At 33.5% G+C, this 25,481-nt stretch carries 25 protein-coding genes; 15 read left to right on the top strand and 10 right to left on the bottom strand.

Annotation, left to right across the window (positions count from 1 at the left end):
* Positions 1-37: 37 nt before the first annotated feature.
* The 9 genes from OU788_RS04170 to hemA all read right to left on the bottom strand — a co-directional run bounded on the left by OU788_RS04170 (position 38) and on the right by hemA (position 10,168).
* Positions 38-1,348, bottom strand: coding sequence for a dihydrolipoamide acetyltransferase family protein (locus OU788_RS04170; RefSeq protein WP_274633992.1), 1,311 nt, complete (start codon positions 1,346-1,348; stop codon positions 38-40).
* A gap of 183 nt (positions 1,349-1,531) precedes the next feature.
* Positions 1,532-2,434: an oxygen-dependent coproporphyrinogen oxidase gene (gene hemF, locus OU788_RS04165; RefSeq protein ID WP_274633991.1), complete on the bottom strand. Its 903-nt coding sequence runs from the start codon at positions 2,432-2,434 to the stop codon at positions 1,532-1,534.
* A 28-nt stretch (positions 2,435-2,462) separates the two neighbouring features.
* Positions 2,463-3,209, bottom strand: coding sequence for an EI24 domain-containing protein (locus OU788_RS04160; protein ID WP_274633990.1), 747 nt, complete (start codon positions 3,207-3,209; stop codon positions 2,463-2,465).
* A gap of 71 nt (positions 3,210-3,280) precedes the next feature.
* Complete coding sequence (locus OU788_RS04155) at positions 3,281-3,883, bottom strand: TlpA family protein disulfide reductase (protein ID WP_274633989.1); 603 nt, start codon at positions 3,881-3,883, stop codon at positions 3,281-3,283.
* 20 nt (positions 3,884-3,903) lie between these two features.
* Entirely contained in the window at positions 3,904-4,935 is a 1,032-nt protein-coding gene (gene hemE, locus OU788_RS04150) for a uroporphyrinogen decarboxylase (protein ID WP_274633988.1), read from the bottom strand.
* Between the two features lie 70 nt (positions 4,936-5,005).
* Positions 5,006-6,295, bottom strand: a complete 1,290-nt coding sequence (gene hemL / locus OU788_RS04145; protein WP_274633987.1) for a glutamate-1-semialdehyde 2,1-aminomutase — start codon at positions 6,293-6,295, stop codon at positions 5,006-5,008.
* A 65-nt stretch (positions 6,296-6,360) separates the two neighbouring features.
* Complete coding sequence (gene hemB / locus OU788_RS04140) at positions 6,361-7,323, bottom strand: porphobilinogen synthase (RefSeq protein ID WP_274633986.1); 963 nt, start codon at positions 7,321-7,323, stop codon at positions 6,361-6,363.
* A 3-nt stretch (positions 7,324-7,326) separates the two neighbouring features.
* Positions 7,327-8,913, bottom strand: a complete 1,587-nt coding sequence (hemC, locus tag OU788_RS04135) for a hydroxymethylbilane synthase (protein WP_274633985.1) — start codon at positions 8,911-8,913, stop codon at positions 7,327-7,329.
* Entirely contained in the window at positions 8,897-10,168 is a 1,272-nt protein-coding gene (gene hemA / locus OU788_RS04130) for a glutamyl-tRNA reductase (protein WP_274633994.1), read from the bottom strand. Before hemA ends, hemC begins: the two co-directional genes overlap by 17 nt.
* A gap of 211 nt (positions 10,169-10,379) precedes the next feature.
* On the opposite strand from hemA, the gene OU788_RS04125 reads away from it, so the two are divergent.
* The 4 genes from OU788_RS04125 to OU788_RS04110 are packed head-to-tail and all read left to right on the top strand — an operon-like array spanning position 10,380 to position 13,520.
* Positions 10,380-11,264 (top strand): helix-turn-helix transcriptional regulator, encoded by an 885-nt coding sequence (locus OU788_RS04125; RefSeq protein WP_274633984.1) that lies wholly within the window; start codon positions 10,380-10,382, stop codon positions 11,262-11,264.
* A gap of 55 nt (positions 11,265-11,319) precedes the next feature.
* The gene (locus tag OU788_RS04120; RefSeq protein ID WP_274633983.1) at positions 11,320-11,835 is read left to right on the top strand and encodes a TrmH family RNA methyltransferase; all 516 of its coding nucleotides are present in this window, start codon (positions 11,320-11,322) and stop codon (positions 11,833-11,835) included.
* A gap of 12 nt (positions 11,836-11,847) precedes the next feature.
* On the top strand, positions 11,848-12,885 hold the full coding sequence (hemH, locus tag OU788_RS04115; RefSeq protein WP_274633982.1) for a ferrochelatase: 1,038 nt from the start codon (positions 11,848-11,850) through the stop codon (positions 12,883-12,885).
* Between the two features lie 44 nt (positions 12,886-12,929).
* Entirely contained in the window at positions 12,930-13,520 is a 591-nt protein-coding gene (locus tag OU788_RS04110) for a CopD family protein (RefSeq protein ID WP_274633981.1), read from the top strand.
* A gap of 31 nt (positions 13,521-13,551) precedes the next feature.
* Here OU788_RS04110 and recR read toward each other — a convergent pair whose 3' ends face one another.
* Positions 13,552-14,169, bottom strand: a complete 618-nt coding sequence (recR, locus tag OU788_RS04105; RefSeq protein WP_274633980.1) for a recombination mediator RecR — start codon at positions 14,167-14,169, stop codon at positions 13,552-13,554.
* 71 nt (positions 14,170-14,240) lie between these two features.
* Between recR and OU788_RS04100 the strand changes: the two genes are divergently transcribed.
* From OU788_RS04100 to OU788_RS04055, 11 genes are all read left to right on the top strand, one after another.
* Positions 14,241-15,704, top strand: coding sequence for an aminoacyl-histidine dipeptidase (locus tag OU788_RS04100; protein ID WP_274633979.1), 1,464 nt, complete (start codon positions 14,241-14,243; stop codon positions 15,702-15,704).
* Positions 15,705-15,767: 63 nt separating this feature from the next.
* Complete coding sequence (locus OU788_RS04095; RefSeq protein ID WP_274633978.1) at positions 15,768-16,355, top strand: acyl carrier protein phosphodiesterase; 588 nt, start codon at positions 15,768-15,770, stop codon at positions 16,353-16,355.
* Positions 16,356-16,360: 5 nt separating this feature from the next.
* Complete coding sequence (gene ggt / locus OU788_RS04090) at positions 16,361-18,040, top strand: gamma-glutamyltransferase (RefSeq protein WP_274633977.1); 1,680 nt, start codon at positions 16,361-16,363, stop codon at positions 18,038-18,040.
* 145 nt (positions 18,041-18,185) lie between these two features.
* Positions 18,186-18,818, top strand: coding sequence for a pseudouridine synthase (locus OU788_RS04085; protein ID WP_342454902.1), 633 nt, complete (start codon positions 18,186-18,188; stop codon positions 18,816-18,818).
* A gap of 4 nt (positions 18,819-18,822) precedes the next feature.
* Positions 18,823-19,062 (top strand): hypothetical protein, encoded by a 240-nt coding sequence (locus OU788_RS12900; RefSeq protein ID WP_342454901.1) that lies wholly within the window; start codon positions 18,823-18,825, stop codon positions 19,060-19,062.
* Positions 19,063-19,092: 30 nt separating this feature from the next.
* Positions 19,093-19,767 (top strand): tRNA (guanosine(37)-N1)-methyltransferase TrmD, encoded by a 675-nt coding sequence (trmD, locus tag OU788_RS04080; protein ID WP_274633976.1) that lies wholly within the window; start codon positions 19,093-19,095, stop codon positions 19,765-19,767.
* Between the two features lie 126 nt (positions 19,768-19,893).
* Positions 19,894-20,241, top strand: coding sequence for a 50S ribosomal protein L19 (gene rplS / locus OU788_RS04075; protein WP_274633975.1), 348 nt, complete (start codon positions 19,894-19,896; stop codon positions 20,239-20,241).
* Between the two features lie 706 nt (positions 20,242-20,947).
* A complete protein-coding gene (locus OU788_RS04070; protein WP_274633974.1) occupies positions 20,948-23,173 on the top strand; it encodes an NADP-dependent isocitrate dehydrogenase in 2,226 nt (741 codons plus the stop codon).
* A 207-nt stretch (positions 23,174-23,380) separates the two neighbouring features.
* Positions 23,381-24,196 carry an N-acetylmuramic acid 6-phosphate etherase gene (murQ, locus tag OU788_RS04065; protein WP_274633973.1) on the top strand — a complete coding sequence of 272 codons (816 nt, stop codon included), beginning with the start codon at positions 23,381-23,383 and terminating at the stop codon, positions 24,194-24,196.
* Positions 24,189-24,431 carry a DUF6095 family protein gene (locus OU788_RS04060; RefSeq protein WP_274633972.1) on the top strand — a complete coding sequence of 81 codons (243 nt, stop codon included), beginning with the start codon at positions 24,189-24,191 and terminating at the stop codon, positions 24,429-24,431. Before murQ ends, OU788_RS04060 begins: the two co-directional genes overlap by 8 nt.
* Positions 24,418-25,470 (top strand): D-alanine--D-alanine ligase, encoded by a 1,053-nt coding sequence (locus OU788_RS04055; RefSeq protein ID WP_274633971.1) that lies wholly within the window; start codon positions 24,418-24,420, stop codon positions 25,468-25,470. Before OU788_RS04060 ends, OU788_RS04055 begins: the two co-directional genes overlap by 14 nt.
* Positions 25,471-25,481: the final 11 nt, after the last annotated feature.

Below are 25,481 nucleotides of genomic sequence, written 5' to 3'. Positions count from 1 at the left end.
TCACTTTTCAGTGAGCTTTTTTATTTCTATACTTTTATTAAAAATCTTGGTCAACATTCCAAGACTCTAAAATTTCTTTAAATGTTTTGATAAACATACCACCTAAGGCTCCGTTTACTACTCTGTGATCGTATGAATGAGATACAATCATTTTATGACGGATTCCGATGAAATCTCCTTCTGGAGTTTCAACAACTGAAGGCATTTTTCTAATAGCTCCTAAAGCTAAAATTGCCACTTGTGGTTGGTTGATAATTGGAGTTCCCATAATTGAACCAAAACTTCCCACGTTTGTTACCGTATAAGTTCCTCCTTGAATTTCGTCTGGCTTTAATTTATTAGCTCTCGATCTGTTTGCTAAATCATTTACTTGCTTAGTCATTCCCACTAAACTTAATTGATCTGCATTTTTAATTACAGGAACAATTAAATTCCCATCAGGTAAAGCAGCAGCCATTCCTAAGTTTACATTTCCTCTTTGGATGATTTTATCTCCATCAACAGAAATATTAATTAATGGGTGCTTTTTAATCGTTTGCGCTACAGCTTGCATAAAGATTGGAGTAAAGGTTAACTTCTCTCCTTCTCTCTTAAAGTAAGCGTCTTTAACTTTATTCCTCCAGTTTACAATATTGGTAACATCAATTTCTATGAAAGACTGAACATGCGCCGATGTTTGTATTGAATCAACCATGTGCTTGGAAATCAATTTACCCATACGGCTCATTTCAATTACTTGATCTTGCCCTCCTAAGGTAATAGGTGTTGACACTACTTTTTCAGCTGGAGCTGCTTTTGCTGGAGCTGCAGCAGGCTTTTCAGCTACTTTTGGTTGACTTCCTCTATTTTCTAAATATGATAAAATATCATTCTTAGTAACTCTTCCTTCTTTTCCTGTTCCTGAAATAGAGTCTAATTCTTCAACAGAAATTCCTTCTGTTTGTGCAATACTTTTTACTAATGGTGAGTAAAAACGATCGCTAGAAGAAGTATCAATTGATGTGGCAACGGTTTCTTTTGCTACTTCAACTGTTTTTTCTACTGCTTCAACAGCCGCTGGTTGTGCTTCTTCTTTCTTTGGAGCTTTTGTAGCTGCTCCCTCTCCACCTTCTGTTTCGATAATAGCAATTGTTTGCCCTACCTGCACAACAGCATCTTTTTCAAATAAGATTTCAACTAAGGTTCCTTCAACTTCACTAGGTACTTCACTATCTACTTTATCAGTAGCTACTTCAACAACGGTATCATCTATATCAATAGTTTCTCCAACTTCTTTTACCCAAGAAGTAATCGTTGCTTCTGCAACACTTTCGCCCATTTTAGGCAACTTCAATTCGTATCTAGCCATAGTGTGTATATTTTTAACGCTTGCGAAGTTACTAAAAAGCAATGATTTTTCATCATTTTAACAATGAAAAAATCATTTTATATAATTTTTATTTTTGAATTATTTTCAAAAAAAAAGACTAAAAACAACATTTACCATTTTTAAATATTGATTTTCAGTCTTAAAATTATGCTTTTCGTAATGCTATACCCAATTTTTAGGTTTTGCTAATACCTCTAATAATTTCGCTTCTTCTGAACCTTCTTCTGGATGATGATTGTATTTCCATTGTACCGTAGGTGGCAAACTCATTAAAATACTTTCAATACGTCCGTTAGTTTTCAATCCAAATAACGTTCCTCTATCGTGTACCAAATTAAACTCTACATAACGACCACGACGAACTTCTTGCCAATCTTTATGCTCTTGGGTATACTGTATGTCTTTTCTTCTCTCTACAATAGGTACATACGAGTTTAAAAAGCTGTTTCCTACTTCAGTAACAAAATTATATCGATCCTGAATTGAAAATTCTTCTGTTTCTTTTAAATAGTCAAAGAACAAACCTCCTAAACCACGGGCTTCATTTCTGTGCGCATTCCAAAAGTAGCTATCACAGGTTTCTTTATACTTCGGATAAAAATCAGAATGGTGTTTATCACAGGCTTCTTTACAAACTGAATGAAAATGTACTGCATCTTCTTCAAATAAATAATACGGAGTTAAATCTTGTCCGCCTCCAAACCATTGAGTAACAATATTTCCTTCTCCATCATACATTTCAAAATAACGCCAGTTGGCATGTACTGTAGGTACAAACGGATTTTTAGGATGAATTACTAAACTCAATCCACAAGCAAAGAAATCTCCACTTTCTACTCCAAACTGCTTTCTTAACACCTCTGGTAATTCACCATGTACTGCTGAAATATTTACGCCTCCTTTTTCAAAAATGTCTCCATTTTCAATCACACGAGTTCTACCTCCACCACCTTCAGCACGATCCCATAAGTCTTCTTGAAACTTCGCTTTACCATCTACTTCTTCTAATTTTAAAGTTATTGTATCTTGTAATTGTTGGATATAGGCGTAAAATTGTTCTTTCATCTTAATTTCTATTGAAGTGCAAAAGTACTTATTCTGGTAATTTTTTAAGCTGTATTTTCTTAATAGTTTCAGTAGTAGCTGCTGTAACTGATAATGGTAATACAAGGATGACTCCGATTATAGGGATTAATAAAAAAAGCATGAATACTATTCCGTTTCCTATTGCTAATCCTTTATTTTGTTTTACAAAATTGATACTTTCTCTGTATTTAAAATGACGTTCTAGCGTATAATCCATATTACCAAAACCTGCATAATAGGCTTGCATTAAAAACAATAATACGGTTGAAATAATACCTATAACAGGAATGAACCCTAATAATAGGATAGGAATGGTTAATAACAATTCTCTTGTTAAATTTCTTAGGTTAATTCGTATACCTCTAATTAATTGTTCTTGAAAAGAAGTTATTCTATGAGTATGATCTTCACCTCTAAGATAATCTTCTATTTTTTCTGAAACTGGACTCATAAAAGGAGCTGATAATGCCATTACGATGTGTTTATACAATATCAATCCTATTACGACTATTATCAATCCACTTATAAAAGTGCTAATTACCTCAAAGGTTTGTTTACCAAATTCCCATTTCCAAAAATTAGCTACATAATGACCTATATTATCAGAAAAAGTATAAGCCATGAAACCTACAAATGTTGCTGTTAATAAGCTTATAAACATTGGTATGATGAAATATTTCCATAGCTTTAATTTAGATATTAGTCCGAACGCTCCGAAGTATGCTTGAATTCCTTTTACAATATTTTGTATCATTTCTTTTTTTGTGTGAAAATAAAAAACCTCTTTCGATTAGGAAAGAGGTTTAAAAAATATTGTTATTTCAACTACTTTAAAATTGGTGCTAAAAAGTCTTCGAAATTCTTAGTATTAATTTCGTTTACTTTATCCCAACCAACTTCTTTTGTTGGCGTAGCAGCACCTCTTTTTACATTAACAAATTGCTTCTCTTTGTTAATTAAGTATACTGTAGGATAATCTAATCTATGAACAAACCCACTGATGTCTAAATATCCTTTTTCAACTTTATCTATATCTCTGGCAGGTACTAATTTTACTCTTTTATCTAACTTCTCAGCCATTCTTTTAACCTTAGCTTCCTTATCCCAAAAAATCATAATAAACTCTAATTGGTTATTATATTTTTCAACCATAGCATTTAAGGCAGGTACATCTCCCCAACTAGGAGCTGACCAAGTAGCGTTAGCTATAAGTACAATTGGCTTGTTAATTTTGTCTGTACTTACCGTTTTGCTATCCATTGTAGTAAAGTTATAATTTAACAAAAAAGAGCCTTTAATGCACTTATCAATCAAACCTTCGGTACTTTCTTCTACACAATTATTTACAGCAAAATTGTAATACGTTTTATTTTGAGCGAAACTAACAGTAGTTAAAAAACACATCAAAACAAAAAATAAGTTCTTCATTTTTAATTATTTAAAGGGGGTTATCTATCGGCCTTATACTCCTTAACCGCATCAATAAACGCCTTAGCATTTTCTAGCGGAATGTTGGGTAAAATTCCGTGCCCCAAGTTAACAATATATTTGTCTTTACCAAACTCATTAATCATTTGGTGTACCATCTTTTTTATTTCAGCTGGTGGAGACAACAATCTTGAAGGGTCAAAGTTACCTTGTAAGGTAATATTACCTCCTGTTAAATAACGTGCATTTCTTGCTGAACATGTCCAATCTACTCCCAAGGCTGATGCATTTGATTGTGCCATTTCATGTAAGGCAAACCAACATCCTTTACCAAAAGCGATAACTGGAGCATCATCTTTTAATGCTTCTATTATTTGATTGATGTACTGCCATGAAAATTCTTGATAGTCGGTTGGAGATAACATTCCTCCCCAAGAATCAAAAACTTGTACAGCATTTACACCTGCTTTTACTTTTTCTTTTAAATACGCAATAGTGGTATCGGTTATCTTCTGAAGCAATTCGTGTGCCAAAACCGGTTGCGTAAAACAAAATTCTTTTGCTTTATCAAAATTTTTAGATCCTTGCCCTTGTACAACGTAACATAAAATCGTCCAAGGAGAACCTGCAAAACCAATTAATGGAATCTCATCATTTAGTTTTTCTTTGGTTGCTTTAATAGCATCCATTACATAACCTAACTCTTCATGAATATCAGGAATAATTACATTATCTAACCCTTTTCTATCTCTAACTGGGTTTGGTAAATATGGTCCAAAATTTGGCTTCATTTCCACTTCAATATTCATTGCCTGTGGAATTACTAAAATGTCTGAAAACAAAATAGCAGCATCCATTCCATATCTACGGATAGGTTGTACTGTTATTTCAGAAGCTAATTCAGGAGTTTTACAACGTGTAAAGAAATCGTACTTTTCACGTAATTCCATAAATTCTGGTAAATATCTTCCTGCTTGACGCATCATCCATACTGGTGGACGATCGACAGTTTCTCCTTTTAACGCTCTTAAAAATAAATCGTTTTTTATCATAATTCATTGTTGAAAAGTTGAAAAGTTAAAGGTTTAAAAGTTTACTTTGCAACTTTATTACTTTTAACTTTTAACTAACTTTCCCTACTGCTTCCATCGACTTATCAATGGCACTTGCAATCTTTTGAATATCTTTTTCAGTTAATGCTGAAGACAAGAACCATGCTTCAAACTGGCTTGGAGGTAAAAACACTCCGTTTTTAGTCATTTCCCAAAAAAAAGTAGCATACTTCTTTGTATCTGAAGTTTGTGCATCTTCAAAATTGGTTACTTTCTTATTCGTGAAAAATGGATTAATCATCGAACCAAATCGATTAACCGTGATTTCTACTCCGTATTTTTTAGCTGACTCTAACAAAAACACCTCTATAATTTGAGCAATCTCATTGAACTTTTCATACGGATTTTGTTTCTTTAACTCTGTTAAGGTTGAAATTCCTGCTGCCATTGCAATTGGATTTCCTGATAAAGTTCCTGCTTGATACATTCCTCCTAACGGTGCCACCATTTCCATAATTTCATTACGAGCACCATAAGCTCCTACTGGGAAACCTCCACCAATTACTTTTCCTAAACAAGTAATATCTGCTTCTACACCTAACACTTCTTGAGCTCCTCCAAATTTAGAACGGAAACCTGTCATAACCTCATCAACAATTAATAAAGCTCCTTTCGAGTTTACATACTCTTTTAACTCTTTTAAGAAATCGTTTTGAGGGGTTACTACCCCCATATTTCCTGCAATAGGTTCTAAAATAACTCCAGCTATATCATCGTGCGCTTCAAAATGTGCTTTTACACTTTCTAAATCGTTATAATTCGCTATCAACGTATTTTTTACAGCTCCTTCTGGCACTCCTTTACTTCCTGGTAAACTCAAGGTCGCTAAACCAGAACCTGCAGCCACTAATAAGGCATCTTGATGACCGTGATAACAACCAGCAAACTTGATGATTTTATCTTTTCCTGTATACGCTCTCGCTAAACGAATTCCGCTTAATACCGCCTCTGTACCAGAATTTACAAAACGTACTTTATCCATTCCAGGGAAAGCATCACAAACAATTTTAGCTAGTTTTATTTCACCTTTTGTTGATGCCCCAAAAGAGTATCCGTTTTTTAACGCTTTTTTTACAGCTTTTTCTACCTTTTTATTACGGTGGCCTAAAATCATTGGACCGTATGACAATACTAAATCGATATACGAATTATCATCAACGTCGATAATTTTACTTCCTTTCGCTTTTTTTATGAATAAAGGGTTCCCTCCTACGGATGCAAATGCACGTACTGGTGAATTTACCGCTCCTACTAGGTTTACTAACCCTTTGTTATATAATTCTTGTGATTTTTTGAACATTTTATTTAGCTTTTGACTATTGGCTTTTAGCTATTAGCAAATTGCCAACAGCAAATAACTAATAGCTATTTATTTAAAACTCTTGCTGCTTCTTTAGCAAAGTAGGTAATGATGATGTCTGCCCCTGCTCTTTTCATAGACAATAAGCTTTCCATCATTACTTTTTCACCATCAATCCAACCTTTTTCAGCTGCTGCTTTTATCATTGAATATTCTCCACTTACATTATAGCAAGCAATAGGTCTATCAAAATTATTTTTTAAATCTCTGATGATATCTAAATACGATAAAGCTGGTTTTACCATTAAAATATCTGCTCCTTCTTCATCATCAAAAGTTGCTTCACGTAAACCTTCATCTCTGTTAGAAGGATCCATTTGATAGGTTCTTCTATCTCCAAATGATGGTGCTGAATCTACCGCTTCTCTGAAAGGTCCGTAAAATCCTGAAGCGTATTTTACTGAATATCCCATGATTGGTAAGTTTGCAAAACCTGTATTATCTAATGCTTCACGCATCATTGCTATAGCTCCGTCCATCATTCCAGATGGCGCTACCATATCTGCTCCTGCCTTTGCATGTGATACTGTTTGCTTTGCTAAATTTACTAGAGTAGCATCGTTATCTACATCATTATCGTGTATTACACCACAGTGACCATGTGAGGTATATTCACAAAAACATACATCGGTAATTACATATAAACTCGGATAATTCTTTTTAATGAATCGGATAGCTTGTTGCATAATTCCGTTATCATTCCATGTTTCGGTACCTTCATCATCTTTTTTAGATGGAATTCCAAATAACAAAACCGCTGGAATTTTTAATGCTACAACCTCATCTAATTCTTTAGAAATGGTATCTAACGAATAGCGATAGATTCCTGGCATTGAAGGAATTTCAGTTTCGATACCTGTTCCTTCTTCAATAAATAATGGATATACAAAATCATCAACCGATAGTTTGTTTTCTCTAACTAAACGACGGATATTTTCTGTTTTTCTTAGTCTGCGTGTTCTAAACATAGTTTATTTTTTAACAAAGTGTAAGTTCACTAACTCTATAACACTTTCTACGGTTGGCATTTTCGCTACTTGCACTTCTTTAAAATGCTTTTTAGCTTCATTCGCCGTACTTTCACCTATACAAAATGCAATTTTATCAGCAGCGTTTTCTTCCATATAACTTTCTACTGTTGATGGGCTGTAGAACAATACTCCGTTTACCTTCTCATCAACCTTAGTTGGACTGTACATTGTTTTATAAGCTTCTACTTCATTTACCGTAACTCCGTTCGCTTTTAAAAGCATAGGAAGGGTATCTAAACGTAAATCGCTACAGAAATAAGTAACTTCTTGTCCTTTTAATTCTTTTGATAAGTATTCAGATAATTTTTTTGCATTATTTTCTGAATGAGCTACTTTACCAATACGTTGTTCGATTAACTTTTTAGTTCTTCGACCAACACAGTAAATATTTTTAAACTGTAATTCTTCTGAAGTGAAAGAGTTTAAAAGTGCTTCTACTCCGTTTTTACTGGTGATAATCACATTCTCTATTCCATTCTTAATTACCTTAGGAGCAATTCTATTAAAACGGATTTTAATAAAATCACTATCCTCAACATGCATAGTTGTTGGTAATAATTTCTTTTGTGCTTCTGATAATTTTTTGGTTGAATAAACTGAAAATTGCTTTTCAATCCCTTCATCTTCCATCATAATTAGCTTTCCTCCTTTATCTATCACATAATTTGCGCAATCTTTTGCTACAAATTTATGCTTACCTACTTTTACTTTTTTACTTACTTCAATCTTCTTTTTACCATCTCTACTTAGTAAAATTCCTTTGAAGTTTATTTCATTTTCTTTTTCGTTGATAAAAGCCAAAGCTCCGATAGGTGCTGAACAACCTCCTTCTAAACGATTTAAGAACTCACGCTCTATCCCCGTACAGATTTCGGTATCCTTATCATTTAACTCAGCACAAATTTCTTTAATCTCTTTGTTTTCATCTAAAGCAGTAACCATGATTGCTCCTTGAGCTGGAGCTGGAATCATCCATGTTAAGTTCACTGCTCCTTTTGGTCGTAATCCTACACGTTCTAATCCTGCTGCTGCAAAAACAGCTCCATTCCAATTATTATCTTCTAGCTTTTGTAAACGTGTATTGATGTTTCCTCGTAACCCTTCAACTGTATGGGTTGGGTAACGGTTTAACCATTGTGCTTTTCTACGTAAACTACCCGTTGCAATCACTCCATTTGGTTGCGACATGAATTCTTCATTGTCTTTTAACAACAAAATATCGTTGTAATTAGCACGTTTTAAAACCGCAGCTTGTATAATACCTTCTGGTAATATTGTAGGAACATCTTTCATTGAATGCACCGCAATGTCAATTTCATCATTTAACATAGCGATGTCTAAAATTCTCGTAAAAATTCCTGTGATTCCTAACTCATAAAGGGGTTTATCTAAAATTAAATCACCCGCTGATTTAACGGGTATTATTTTAGTTTCATGTCCTAATTCTTCTAAAAGTTTTTGAACTTTTGTTGCTTGCCACATAGCCAATTGGCTATCACGTGTACCTATTCTAATTGTCTTCTGCATGGATCGCTTGTAAATTTGCACCAAACACTTTAGCCATTACTTCAATACTTGTATTTACCGAAGTTTCTTCGTCTTTTAAGTGTTTTACAAATTGTGTAGTTATTTTTTGAATAAATCTTGATGTTAATATTTCTGCTTGTTCTTCATCAAAATTTTTAATTTTCTTTTTATGGAATGCTATTTCGTCTTGTTGAATCGTTTGTAATGATTCTTTTAACGCTGTAATAGCTGGCGTAAATCTTCTGTGATTTAACCACTCTTGAAACTCTTGATTATGAGTATCGATAATTGCTTCAGCAACTGGAACTTCTTGTTGGCGAATTGCTAAAGTTTCATCAGTAACTTTAGATAAGTCATCAACATTAACAATAGTTAGATTTTCTAATTCAGCAACTTCTTTGGAAACATTCGCAGGCATCGATAAATCTAAAATCAACAATTCTTTATCTGCAGGAATGTGTTCTTTCGTGATTGTGGGAAAACTAGCTCCTGTAGATACAATTAACACATCTGTGTTATGCACTTCAGTTGTTAAATCAGCATACTTAGCATCTCTAATTAATGGATGTTCTTTTACAAATTCCGAAACTTTTTCCTCAGTTCTATTAATTAAACTTACCGATTTGTTTTGCGTGTATTCTGCTAAGTTTTTACAGGTGTGTTTTCCCATTTTACCTAATCCGAAAACTAAAATATTTTTCGAATTGTAATCTGGTAAATTATTGATAATGTACTGTACCGCAGCATACGATACTGAAGTGGTACCTGAACTTAATTTTGTTTCGTTCTTAACACGCTTACTCGCTTGCATTACGTGATTTAACAAACGCTCAAAATATGCATTGGTAGTTCCTAACTTTTTTGCTTGTTTAAAAGCTTGACGTAACTGACCAACGATTTCATAGTCTCCTAAAATTTGACTATCTAAACCGGTCCCCATTCTGAATAAATGGTTAATAGCTTCGTTGTTTTTATATACGTTAGATACGTCTGCAAATTCTTCAACAGTTCCGTTTGAATATTTACACAACATACTAATTAGCTGAAAAGGATGTTCGGCAAAACCACAGATTTCTGTTCTGTTACAGGTTGACAGTACAAAAATACCGTCTACACCGTTTTGCTTCGCTTCTTTTAAAAGTGCTTTCTGATTTTCTTTAGAAATGCTAAACTTCCCCCTAATTGCAGCATCAGCTTTTTTATAACTAACGCCTATGTTGTATAAGTTCCCTTGTTGTTTGTTTTCTACTGTCATTGAGTCTTCTTCAAAAAAGTCGGTCAAAAATATAAATATTGAATAAAAAAAAGTATCGCTAAAAGAACTTTTAATGTCGCTATTTGTTTTTTCACCTAAAAACACACCAAAAACCTATTCAAAAGTGTATTTTTGCAGTAAATTAGGCTTGTAGAGATATATTATTTTAGAATCATTCTAAATAACAAGCTTTAAAAAAAACATAGAATCTATGTCAAAAAATATCGCAGAAAGTACATTTAGAGAAGTTTCGCTAGAAAAGGGTTTTTTTGTGCTAAAATTTCAAAACAACTCTGATGAGACTGAGTTTTTCAAAAGAGATATCGACAACTCTTACATACAACTACACTACTGTGTTAAAGGTAATTGTAAGTTTCATTTTAACAACAACAGCTATACTTTTAACGTATTAGATAAGCATTCTATTTTCTTATACAACCCCCAACAAAACCTTCCTATTAACTTAGAGATTTTACCAAAAACCTCACTAGTTTCTGTGTTGATTTCTATTGAAAAGTTCCACACTTTTTTTTCTAAAGAAGCGAGCTACATTCCTTTTTTAAGTGAAAACAATAAGAACAAAAAGTATTATGACAACGCTGAAATAAATCCAAATGTATTATTTGTGCTTCAGCAAATATTAACAGCTCAAAACCAAAGTTCTATGCGAGACCTTTATATTAAAGGAAAAACATACGAACTACTGAGTTTACATTTTGATAGCGGAGAAAATACCAGCGAAGAGTATTGCCCTTTCCTAATTGATGACAGAGAAGTTTTAAAAATTAGAAAAGCAAAAGACATTATTATCTCTAGAATGAGTGAACCACCAAGTTTACAAGACCTAGCTAATGAAGTAGGATTAAATCTTAAAAAATTAAAAGAAGGTTTCAAACAAATTTATGGAGATACGGTATATAGCTTCTTGTTTGATTACAAAATGGATCATGCTCGTAAACTTTTAGAAAGTAATCAATACAATGTAAATGAGGTTGGATTGCATGTTGGTTACAGTACTTCTAGTCACTTTATTGCTGCTTTTAAAAAGAAATTTGGCACTACACCTAAACAATATGTAATGAATTTGAGTCAGTAGGCAAAATATAAACTTTAGAAACTTTTAAACCTTCTAACTTTTCAACTAAAAACAAATGAAACAACTAACTCATTACGATATAGAAAACAACCAACAAAGTTTTCCTATAACTATTGTTTGTGACGCTATCCGAACTCCTGAAAACATTGGAATGTGTTTTCGCATTTCAGAAAGTTCTGGGGTATCTAAAATCTATTTACACGAAAGTTCTCCTTCTATAGAGAACAGAATTGTTAAGAAAACTGCTCGAAATACGATTCAACAAATTCCCCATAGTACGTATAACGATTTTGAACAACTTATCCATCAATTAAAAGAAGAAGGAAACGTGATTATTGGAATTGAAATTACCGATGAAAGCATAGATATTAGCGATTACGATTTCAGTCCACATTCGAAAATTGTGTTACTTTTGGGTAGCGAAAGAAATGGTATAGAAAACGTTAATTTGGTAGATGCAACAGTAGCTATACCAATGTACGGGCGAAATTCCAGCATGAATGTAATTCATAGTTTAGCTATTGCATTATACGAAACAACAAATCAGTTAAAAGAAAAAAAACTGAAATAAATTCAGATAAATATGAAAGGAGTTTTATTAGTAAACCTTGGCTCACCAGAAAGTACAAATCCTAAAGATGTAAAAAAGTACTTAGATGAATTTTTAATGGACGAACGTGTTATTGACGTTCCGTTTTGGTTACGTGCATTTATTGTTAGAGGTATTATTTTAAATACACGTCCAAAAAAATCGGCAGAAGCCTATCAAAAAATCTGGTGGAAAGAAGGTTCTCCCCTAATTGTATTATCAGAACGCTTACAAAACAAAGTACAAGCAAAAACAGAACTACCTGTTGCTTTAGCAATGCGCTATGGAAACCCTTCTATCAAAAATGGATTACAAGAACTACACGACAAAGGTGTTACGGATGTTTTATTAGTTCCGTTATATCCTCAGTTTGCTATGGCGACTACTGAGACTATTTTGGTTTTAGCTGAAGAATTACGAAAAGAATTCTTCCCAAACATGAAAATTACGGATGTTCCTGCTTTTTACAACAAACCAGAATATATTAAAGCGTTATCTAACAGCATAAAAGATTATTTAGCTGATAAAGACTACGACCATATCTTATTTTCTTATCACGGAGTACCAGAGCGACACATCAGAAAATCTGACATCACAAAATCGCACTGTAACCCTGAGGCAGGAAATTTAAGTTGTTGTAACACTCCTTCTGAAGCTCATAAGTATTGTTACCGTCACCAATGTTATCAAACTACAAAAAATGTAATTTCTGAATTAGGTTTAGACGAAAATAAAGTATCCACTTCATTTCAATCACGCTTAGGAGTAGATCCTTGGTTACAACCGTATACTGATAGAACAATTGTAAATAAAGCTGAAAAAGACGGAATTAAAAAGTTAGCTATTGTAACTCCTGCCTTTGTTTCTGATTGTTTAGAAACTTTAGAAGAAATAGCAATGGAGGGCAAACATGATTTTTTGGAAGCTGGTGGTGAAGAGTTTTACACTGTTCCTTGTATTAACGACAACGATGAATGGGTGGATGTATTAGCAGGATGGATTGATGAGTTTTCAGTAAGCAGTAAGCAGTAAGCAAAATAAAAACTTTATAACTTTCAACTTTTAAACTAAAGATAATGGACTTTTTATACGTAAAAGCATTACACATCATATTTGTAGTCACATGGTTTGCAGGATTATTTTACATAGGTCGTCTGTTTATTTACCATGTAGAGGCAGAAAAAAAAGACGAACCTGCCAAGTCTATATTGCAAACTCAATACAAGTTAATGTCTAAACGTTTATGGTATATTATTACTTGGCCTTCTTTATTTTTAGCAAGTTTTTTTGCTTTTTGGATGCTATATAAAAACCCTTATTATTTAAAAATGCCGTGGATGCATGTGAAATTAGCCTTTGTATTAGCATTGTATTTTTACCACGGATTTTGTCACAAAATCTACAAAGAACTACAACGTGATGAGATTAAATACACACCTAATAAACTTCGCATATTTAATGAAATTCCAACTGTAATTTTATTCGCTGTTGTATTTTTAGTCGTTTTAAAAAGTGCTATTAACTGGATTTGGGGTGTGGTAGGAATTATTCTATTTGGAGTATTATTGATGATTGGTATTCGTTATTACAAAAAAGTAAGAGCTAAAAAATCGTGGGATAAATACGAGCAAGAATTGATGGATGAAGATAAAAAATTAGATAATTAGAAAAAAGCGAAGTTTAAAACTTCGCTTTTTTTTATCCCTTTATCGATTGTTCAAACGGTATCCTGTTCACAATACTTCTTCCTAAAGTAACCTCGTCCGCATACTCTAACTCATCTCCTACCGAGATTCCTCTAGCAATCGTTGAAGTTGTAATTCCGTATTGCTCTATCTGTTTGTAAATATAAAAGTTAGTCGTATCACCTTCCATCGTAGAACTTAAGGCAAAAATTAATTCTTTAATTTCGCCTTCTTTTACTTTTTCTACTAAGGATTCTATTTGTAAGTTTTGAGGACCAATTCCTTCAATAGGAGAAATCTTCCCTCCTAACACATGATACAAACCTCTGTATTGTGCTGTATTTTCAATCGCCATCACATCTCGAATGTCCTCTACTACACAGACTATTTCATCATTTCTTTTCGGATTACTACAAATATCACACAATATTGTATCTGAAATATTATGACACTTTTTACATGATTTTACATCGTTACGTAAATGCGTCAATGCTTCTGTTAAATACTTCGTATTCTCTTTCGGTTGTTTCAATAAATGTAACACCAAACGAAGTGCAGTGCGTTTACCAATCCCTGGTAATCGACTTACTTCATTTACTGCATTTTCTAATAATTTTGACGAAAAATCCATGCTGCGAATTTACAATTTTTCGATAAGGATTAAGTATCTTCGTAGCTTTAAAATTAAACAAACAATTCACAATGAATTCAGAGATAAGAAACCTAGAACCGAAAGCTGTTTGGAAAAATTTCGCAGATTTAAACGCAGTTCCTCGTCCATCAAAAAAAGAAGAAAGAATTATTCAATTTATGGTTGATTTTGGTAAAAAATTAAACCTTGAAACTATGGTTGACAAAGTAGGAAACGTGATTATTCGCAAACCTGCTTCAGTTGGAATGGAAGACCGTAAAACAGTAGTTATGCAAAGCCATTTAGATATGGTACATCAAAAAAATGCAGATACAGTTTTTGATTTTGATACTGAAGGAATTAAAATGTTTGTAGATGGTGATTGGGTTAAAGCTGAAGGAACTACTTTAGGTGCTGACAACGGTTTAGGTGTTGCTGCTATTATGGGAGTTTTAGAATCTACTGACATCCCTCACCCTGCTATCGAAGCTTTATTCACAATTGATGAAGAAACTGGTATGACAGGTGCTATGGGTCTTGAAGGAGGTTTATTAGAAGGTGAAATTTTATTAAACCTAGATACAGAGGAAGATGATGAAATTGGAATGGGATGTGCTGGTGGTGTAGATATAACTGCTACTAGAAGCTACAATGAAGAAGCTACTCCTGAAAACACAATCGCTTATGAAATTTCTGTAACAGGATTAAATGGGGGTCACTCTGGAATGGATATCATCAAAGGTTTAGGAAACGCTAACAAAATTATGAACCGTTTATTATTTGATGGATTTACAAACTTCGGATTACGTGTTACTGAAATAAACGGAGGTAGCTTACGTAATGCTATTCCTCGCGAAAGTTTTTCTACAGTAGTTATTGATGCTGTTTCTAAAGAACCTTTCTTATTTGAAATCCATGAACTTATCAACAACATTAAAGCTGAGTTTTCAACATTAGAACCTAATCTTTCTATCGAATTAAAAGAAGTTGAAACTCCAGAAACTGTAATGGATTTAGGAGTTCAAGAAGGATTAATTAAAGCCGTTTACACAGCCTTGAATGGCGTATACCGTATGAGTCCTGATATTGAAGGATTGGTAGAAACATCAAACAATATTGCTCGTATTATTGTAAAAGACGGCGCTATTAAAATTGGATGTTTAACACGTTCTTCTTCTGAAACTAATAAATGGGATTTAGCGAACTCATTACGTTCAGCTTTCGAATTAGCAGGTTTTGACGTAGAGTTTTCTGGTTCGTATCCAGGATGGTTACCAAACGTAAACTCTGAAATTTTAAAAACGGTAACAGATTTATATGAGGAATTACACAACGAAAAACCTATTGTGGCTGCTTGTCACGCTGGATTAGAATGTGGTATTTTAGGTCAGAACTATCCAGAAATGGACATGGTTTCTTTCGGTCCTAATATTAAAGGAGCTCACTCGCCTGATGAGCGCGCACAAATATCGTCAACGCAAAAATTCTGGAAGTTTTTACTAGAGATTTTAAAGAACACTCCAGTAAAAAACTAAATTTTATACATAAACTTTCAAACCACAACTTTTCAGTTGTGGTTTTTTGTTTACATTTATAAAATGAATTTTTTAGCGCATTTATATCTTTCCGATAATGACACCAATGTAATGATTGGTAACTTTATTGCCGATCATGTAAAAGGGAAAAACTTTTCTCATTATCATGAAGATATTCAAAAAGGTATTTTACTACACCGAGAAATAGACACCTATACAGATGCACATGAAATTGTTAGGATTAGTAAGCGTCGCCTTCACGAAAGATATCGCCACTATGACGGAGTAATCATCGATATTTTTTACGATCATTTTTTATCTAAAAACTGGAAAGATTATTCTCAAATCCCATTAGACGTTTATGTAGACTCTGTTTATAATTTATTACAAAAAAACTTCAATATCCTTCCTCAAAAAACTCAAGAGATGCTTCCATACATGATTGAATACAACTGGTTATACAACTACCAGTTTGCTAAAGGTATTCAAGAAGTATTAAGCGGAATGAACAGACGCACCAATGGTAAATCTCACATGAATTTAGCCACGGAAGACCTACTAGAACACTATACTATTTTTGAAAACGATTTTACCACATTTTTTGAAGATTTGCGTACTTTTTCACATCAAAAACTAGAAGAATTAAGTTAAAACTCATGAAAAAAACACTATTACTTCTTACTGCATTTATAACACTATACAGTTGTAAAAAAGATAAAGTTACGGGTGTAATTACCGAAAAAGCCATGGTAGTTTCTGCTCGTAAAGAAGCTTCAAAAATAGGATCAGACATCTTACAAAAAGGAGGAAATGCTTTTGATGCCATGGTTGCTACCGAACTAGCTTTGGCAGTTGCTTATCCGTATGCAGGAAACATAGGCGGTGGCGGATTCATGGTCTACCGCAACAATTCAGGAGAAATTGGCGCGTTAGATTACCGTGAGAAAGCACCACTTGCCGCTCATAAAAACATGTATTTAGACAGCTTAGGAAATGTAATTGAAAACAAAAGTACCTTGGGCGCTATGGCTGTTGGAATACCCGGTACAGTAGCTGGAGTTTTTGCTACACACGAAAAATTTGGTTCATTACCTATACAAGAAATTTTAAAACCAGTTATAGCCTTAGCTAAAAAAGGCGTTATAGTTACTCAAAAACAAGAAGACCGCATTAAAAAATATCAACACTACTTTTTAAAAGCGAATAAAGACTCTATTCTTTTTGATAAATCTTGGAAAAAAGGTGACACCATTAAATACCCTGCTCTAGCAGAAACCTTAGGGCGCATTTCAAAAAACGGTCGTGATGAGTTTTACAAAGGAGAAACCGCTAAACGTTTAGTTTCTTTTATGCAAGACAATGGCGGAATTATGACCGAAGAAGATTTAGCTAAGTATGAAGCCAAATGGAGAACTCCGATAACTTTTACCTATGACGATTTACGAATCATTTCCATGTCACCACCTGCTAGTGGAGGTATTTGTTTAGCACAAATTATGAATGGAATTGAACCGTTTGATTTAGACAAATACGGACATAATTCAACAAAAGCGATGCAAGTAATCACCGAAGCTGAACGTAGAGCATATGCAGATAGAAGTTTTTACTTAGGTGATCCTGATTTTGTTGAGATTCCAGTTAAAACACTTATAAGCAAAGAGTACACAAAAAATCGAATGGATGATTTTTCTTTTGAAAAAGCGACTCCTTCAACCAATGTTTCTCACGGAAGCATTACTATGATTGAAAGCGACGAAACCACCCACTACTCTATTGTTGATCAATTTGGAAATGCTATTTCAGCCACCACAACCATCAACGGAGCTTACGGTTCTAAATTATATTGTTCAGATTTAGGATTCTTCCTAAACAATGAAATGGATGATTTTTCAAGCAAACCTGGGGTACCAAATATGTTTGGTTTGGTAGGTGCTGAAGCTAATAAAATAGAACCTGAAAAACGCATGTTAAGTTCTATGACTCCTACCATTGTAGAGAAAAACGGAAACTTGTATATGGTTGTAGGAACCCCTGGAGGCTCAACCATCATCACATCTGTATTACAAACCATTTTAAATGTGCATGAATTTGACATGGGAATGCAAGAAGCAGTAAATCAACCACGCTTTCACCATCAATGGTTGCCTGATGTAATTAAAATGGAACCTAATGGTTTTAACGAAGAAGTAAAAAAAGAGCTACAACTACTCGGATACGAACTAGACGAAACAAACTCACCTGTTATTGGTAAAGTAGATGCTATTTTAGTACTTCCCAATGGAAAACTAGAAGGTGGTGCTGATCCTAGAGGAGATGATACTGCGGTAGGGTTTTAGGTTTTAGGTTTTAGGTTTTAGGTTTTAGGTTTTAGGTTTTAGGTTTTAGGAAGTTTATTTTTTTACACTTACATCACAAATAATTTTACATTTTTTTTCACTTTTCACTTTTAATTTTACAGTTTTAATTTTACAGTTTTAATTTTTGAACTTTACAAACTTTCTACCTTTACCACTTCAACAAACAGATATGCAGTTATTAGAAACTCATAAAGTTCCTCTTTTAAAAACTCCTATTCGATTACAAGAATATGGAGTTGGTATTTTTGCTACATTACCCACAAAATCTGGACTAAAAAAGGCTATTAAAAATAATTTGATATTTGTTAACGGAAAACCTGCTACTACCGCATTATTTATTAAAGGAAACGAAACCATTGAATTATTTCAAACTGAAGACAACACTAATAAAAAACACTTCCATTTTCCTTTAGAAGTTCTTTTTGAAGATGATTATTTAGCTATTGTATATAAACCAGCAGGAATTTTAGTTAGCGGAAACTCTTTTGCTACGATGGACAACACACTTACTCAAAATCTACAAAAAAGCAGCTTACCAAATGCCACTCGTCCCAGACCAGTACATCGATTAGATTATCCGACTAGTGGATTGCTACTCATTGGAAAAACAACCGAAAGTATCATTGCTTTGAATAAACTTTTTGAGCAAAAAAAAATTCAAAAAACATATTTTGCAATTTGTATTGGTAAAATGAAACAAAACGGAGAAATCGATTTACCTATTGATGATAAAAGCGCTCGCTTCTCCAAGATTTGAGTTCTTGAATCTAGTTAAACTTCAACCTCAAACAGGAAGAAAACATCAATTACGCAAGCATCTTTTTGCTATTGGTAATCCTATTTTAGGTGACAAAGAATACTTTTTAGAAGACCTAATCTTAAATGGAAAAGGGTTATTTCTTCATGCTTCTACACTCGATTTTAAGCATCCCTTTTCCGAAGAAAAAATAACGATTACGAAAGAACTTCCGAAGAAATTCAAAAAAATATTCTCTCAGTAAAATCTCCTTTAAAAGATATATCTTTGCCGCATGCGAATAGATATTATCACAGTAGAACCCGACTTAATTAAAAGCCCTTTTGAAAACTCAATGATGAAAAGAGCTATTGAAAAAGACTTAGCTGAAGTTCATTTTCACAATTTAAGAGAATACGGTTTTGGCAACTATCGTCAAGTAGACGATTACCAATTTGGTGGAGGTGCAGGCATGGTTTTAATGATTGAACCCATTGCGAAATGTATTGACATGTTGCAATCAGAAAGAACTTATGATGAAATAATCTATATGACTCCTGATGCTAAAACTTTAAACCAAGCTACTGCAAACACACTTTCTTTAAAAGAAAATATCATCATTTTAACAGGACATTATAAAGGTGTTGACCAACGTGTACGTGATAAATATGTTACCAAAGAAATATCTATTGGCGATTATGTATTAACCGGAGGCGAACTTGCGGCCGCAGTTTTATGTGATGCCGTAATTCGATTAATTCCTGGTGTTTTAGGTGATGAAACTTCTGCTTTAACCGATAGTTTTCAGGATAATTTGTTATCACCACCCGTATACACAAGACCTTCTGAATATGAAGGCATGAAAGTACCAGAAGTATTATTGTCTGGTAATTTTCCTAAAATTGAAGAGTGGCGTTCAGAACAAGCGTATAAACGCACCAAAGAAATACGACCTGACTTGTTAGATTAACTAATAATCAGCTGTTTATTTATTTTTTTTATCGAAATAAAAATCTTAAATTTGCAGCCACTAAAATCAACCTCTGACGAAAAAATCGTGTATGTTGCTTTTACGCAACCATAAATAATTATAGAAATGGATTTAGTAAAATTTGTTCAAGACGAATTTGTAACAAAAAACGAATTACCAGAATTCGCAGCTGGAGACACTATTACAGTGTACTACGAAATTAGAGAAGGAGATAAAGTTCGTACTCAGTTCTTTAGAGGAGTTGTTATCCAAAAAAGAGGTAGTGGAGCTTCTGAAACATTTACTATCAGAAAAATGTCTGGTACTGTAGGTGTTGAGCGTATCTTCCCAATCAACTTACCATCTATTCAAAAGATCGAAGTTAACAAAAGAGGTAAAGTACGTAGAGCCCGTATTTTCTACTTTAGAGGTCTTACTGGTAAGAAAGCAAGAATTAAAGAAAGAAGACACTAAGATTTTCTTTCGTTTAAGAAGCAAAAGCACTGTGGTTTCACAGTGCTTTTTTTATGCACATTTTGTTAATAACCCCTCCCTTTCAACCTGTTGATAACTAACTAGTTAAAACCAATGAAATTCCAAAAAATCTTCTTATATTTGAGAAAGAGTTTACAAATAAGTGACGTCAAAAAATAGTTAAACTATATTAATCACACAAAGTAAACCATTTAAAGTAACGTTCTTTATATATTTTGTTTTTAAGCTTAGAAAAGCTAAATTCCATCGTAATTTTTGATTAATTGTAAGTTATTAGTAATTTATAATTTTCTAGTTATAAGTTTATAAGTATTATTGGTTTTAAATTTAGCGAATCCGTTTAAAAACATCGAAGTAGTAGTTTTATAAATAGATTTTTTATAAAATGAAGCTTCAAATTTGAAGTAGTAATGTAGTTTTTTCTACGGAAGAAACATAAACACTGTTTTATTTGATGATGTAGCAATACAAGTCAGTGCTCTTATTATTTCAGGAAAGCCATGTCAATTACAAGAAATTGTTTGATATGGCTTTTTTTTTGATAACGAAATCTTCATTTTAACCCATTATATTATCATTTTCACAATAAAAAACCTTAATTAATAACAATTTAGCATTAGAAAACTCGTTCGTTATTCTTAAATTTGCCTCACTTCAAAATATAATTTAATTATTACATATAAATATGAATAAGACTGCTAAAATTATGTATACAAAAACGGATGAAGCTCCAGCATTAGCTACTCGTTCGTTTTTACCTATCGTAAAAGCTTTTACAAAATCATCTAACATAGAAATAGAAACCAAAGATATTTCTCTTGCGGGTCGTATTCTTGCTAATTTTTCAAGCTACTTAACAAAAGAACAACAAGTAGAAGATGCTTTAGCTTTTTTAGGTGACTTAGCTACAAAACCAGAAGCTAACATTATTAAACTTCCTAATATTTCTGCTTCTGTTCCTCAGTTAAAAGCTGCTATTAAAGAATTACAAGCTTTAGGTTACGCATTACCTGACTACCCAGAAGAAGCTACTACCGATGAAGAAAAAGCTGTTTTAGCACTTTATAATAAAGTAAAAGGTTCTGCAGTAAACCCTGTGTTACGTGAAGGAAACTCTGACCGTAGAGCTCCTAAAGCTGTTAAGAACTACGCAAAAAAGAACCCTCATTCAATGGGAGCTTGGAGTGCTGACTCTAAAACACACGTTTCTACAATGACTGAAGGTGATTTTGCACATAGTGAAAAATCAGTCACTGTACCAAATGCTACTGATGTACAAATTGTACATACTGATGCCAACGGAAACAAAACTGTTTTAAAAGAAAAAGTTTCTTTACTAGCTGAAGAAGTTATCGACGCTTCTGTAATGAGTAAAAAAGCTTTATTAACTTTCTTAGAAGAGCAAGTTAAAGACGCTAAAGACAAAGGAGTATTATTCTCTTTACACATGAAAGCAACCATGATGAAGGTTTCTGACCCTATCATTTTCGGACATGCTGTTCGTGTTTTCTTTAAAGATTTATACGCTAAACACAGCCAAACTTTCAAAGAAATTGGTGTAGATGTAAACAACGGATTCGGTAACTTAATAAGCAATCTAGAAGAATTATCAGCAGATAAAAAAGCAGTAATCTTAGCTGATATTGAAGCTGTTTATGCTAACAATCCTGATTTAGCAATGGTAAATTCCGACAAAGGAATTACCAACTTACACGTTCCTTCAGATGTAATTATTGATGCTTCAATGCCTGCAATGATTCGTACTTCAGGACAAATGTGGAATAAAGAAGGAAAACAACAAGACACCAAAGCGGTAATTCCTGATAGTTCATATGCTGGATTATATCAGGAAACTATCGATTTTTGTATTAAAAATGGTGCTTTTGATCCAACTACTATGGGAACCGTTCCTAACGTAGGATTAATGGCTCAAAAAGCTGAAGAATATGGTTCTCACGATAAAACTTTTGAAATTGCTGCTGATGGAAAAGTTGAAGTTATTGATGCAAACGGAACTACTTTATTAGAACACACTGTTGAAGCTGGTGATATCTGGAGAATGTGTCAAACTAAAGACGCTCCTATCCAAGATTGGGTAAAGCTAGCTGTTACTCGTGCAAGAGCTACTGACACTCCTGCTGTTTTCTGGTTAGGAAAAGAAAGAGCACACGATGCAGAAATCATCAAAAAAGTAGAAAAATACTTACAAGACCACGATACTACAGGGTTAGAAATTAAAATTTTATCGCCTGTAGAAGCTACTAAATATACGTTAGAAAGAGTTAAAGAAGGAAAGGATACTATTTCTGTTACAGGAAACGTGTTACGTGACTATTTAACAGATCTTTTCCCTATTTTAGAATTAGGAACTTCAGCTAAAATGTTATCTATCGTACCATTAATGAATGGTGGTGGATTATTTGAAACTGGTGCTGGTGGATCTGCTCCTAAACACGTTGAGCAATTAGTAGAAGAAAATCACTTACGTTGGGATTCTTTAGGAGAATTTTTAGCCTTGGCGGTTTCTTTAGAACACTTAGGTGAAACGAACAACAACAATAAAGCGAAAGTTTTAGCAGAAACTTTAGACGATGCTACAAGCAAGTTGTTAGATAACAAAAAAGGTCCTTCTAGAAAAACTGGAGAGTTAGACAACAGAGGTTCTCACTTTTATTTAGCTATGTATTGGGCTCAAGCATTAGCTGCTCAAGACAACGATGCAGAATTAAAAGCTCAGTTCGCTCCTATTGCTGAAAAAATGGCTGCGGGTGAAACTACAATTGTAAATGAACTAAACACTGTTCAAGGAAAAGCGGTAAACATTGGTGGGTACTACGAACCTAACGATACTTTGGCTGATGATGTAATGCGTCCTAGTGCTACTTTCAATGCTATTTTACAAAGCATTTAATATAGTATAACAACTTATGAAACAAAAAGCAGGTGATTTCTCACCTGCTTTTTCGTTTAAAATAAGAAAAACAAACAACTTACTAATAATTCCCCCAAATTATTATATAATACCCCATTAATATTGTTAGGCTTCATATAATAAGACACTCAAAAATTATAAACGTCACACTTCTTGCTTAAACTTTTAAATTAGTAAATTTGAAGCATGAAGTTTACCAAAACGACCGAGCAAGATTCTAAGTACAACAACTTAGAGCAGATGAGTATTTCTGAATTATTAACAAACATTAATAATGAAGATAAAACAGTTCCTTTAGCTGTTGAAAAAGCTTTACCGCAAATAGAAAATCTAACCCGACAAATCGTTCTAAAACTAAAAGAAGGCGGACGATTATTTTATATGGGAGCAGGAACTAGCGGTAGATTAGGAATTGTTGATGCAAGCGAGTGCCCTCCTACTTTCGGCGTACCGCATGAGTTGGTTGTTGGCTTAATTGCTGGAGGAGATTATGCCATTAGAAAAGCGGTAGAATTTGCTGAAGATTCTACCACACAAGGTTGGGAAGACTTACAAAAACACGACATATCATCTAAAGATGTTGTGGTCGGTATTGCAGCTTCTGGTACCACTCCGTATGTGATATCAGCTCTAGAAAAATGCAATGAAAATAACATAGTTACAGGCTGTATAACCTGTAACGAAGGAAGTCCGTTAGCACTTACAGCACAATTTCCTATTGAAGTTGTTGTTGGACCTGAATTTGTAACGGGTAGCTCTCGAATGAAGGCAGGTACCGCTCAAAAATTGGTGTTAAACATGTTGTCTACTGCAAGCATGATTCAATTAGGAAAAGTAAAAGGAAATAAAATGGTAGACATGCAACTATCAAACAACAAACTAGTTGATAGAGGCGAAAAAATGTTAATGACTGAGTTACAGATTGACCAAAAAACTGCGGCAGACTTATTAAAAAAACACGGAAGTGTTCGAGAAGCTATTAAAAATTTCAACAATGAGTAACACTTCTACTTTAGAAAAAGGCATTAAAAAACTCCTAATCTTTTTAGGATTACTTATTGCATCTCCACTGGTATTAAGTATTGCTTTTAAAGCAATCCGTATATTTAAAGAAGCTCCAAAAGTTTTCTTTGCCTATGGTTTGTTAGTTATAGGTATTTTGCTAACCCTTTTTACCGTATATTTCGGTTTTAAAACATTTAAAACCTTGCTAGATTACCTTTTTGAAAAAAAGTAACACCATACAAAAACTTACGAATTGGGAGCATTGGCCTTCAGCAATGTTTTACCTCCCTAACCTACCCTATGCTTTTTATTTGGCACTAAGAGCTAAACATTTAACTTTTTTCAGCGCTACGAATCCCTGTATAAAAAGTTCAGGAAACGGAACAGAAAGTAAGTATGAAACTATTTTATTGGTTCCTGAAAAACACCGCCCGAAATCAGTTTTAGTAAAAGCTACTACTAAATTTGAGGACGTTCTTTTTGCTATCAATCAGCAACAAATAGCTTTTCCTTTAATTGCGAAACCAGATGTAGGTTTCAGAGGGTTGTTGGTTCAAAAAATAGCTTCCGAAGAAGAACTTAAAAACTATCTTGAAAAGTATCCTATTAATATTATTATTCAGGAGTTTTTAGACTACGAAAATGAATGTGGCGTTTTTTATCATAGAAATCCGAATGAGCAAACAGGGCAAATTTCTTCTTTAACCTTGAAACATTTTCTATCAGTAACAGGAAATGGTAACGCAAATCTAAAAGAATTAATCCTTGCAGATGATAGGGCTAAATTATACGTCGATTTATTTGCTGAAATCCATAAAGAAAAACTCGCTTCTATTCCGAAGAAAAACGAAATCATAAAACTTACAGCGGTAGGAAATCATTCCAAAGGAACACAATTTATCAATGGTAATCACCTTATCAGCAAAAAGTTAATTAAGACTTTCGATCAACTAAGCAAAGCTATTCCTGGTTGGTACTACGGAAGGGTTGACATAAAATACAATACGTTTGAAGAATTAGAAAACGGCACCGATTTTAAGGTTTTAGAAATTAACGGAATCATCGCTGAACCTACGCATATTTACGATTCTGAAAACTACACCTACCTAAAAGCTTTAAAAGCTATTAGAGCGCATTGGAAGTCTCTTTTTTGCATAGCAACTACCAATCACACCGATTTTAACACACCATATAAAAATCCTTTTCATTTCTTAGGTGAAATACTCGTTTTAAAAAAATACACAAAAAAAATTAGGCATCTTTCAAAATAAGAAAACTTTTT

The sequence above is a fragment of the Tenacibaculum sp. L6 genome (genome assembly GCF_028823685.1).
Lineage (GTDB): Bacteria > Bacteroidota > Bacteroidia > Flavobacteriales > Flavobacteriaceae > Polaribacter.
This window is presented reverse-complemented; position numbering and strand designations above follow the sequence as displayed.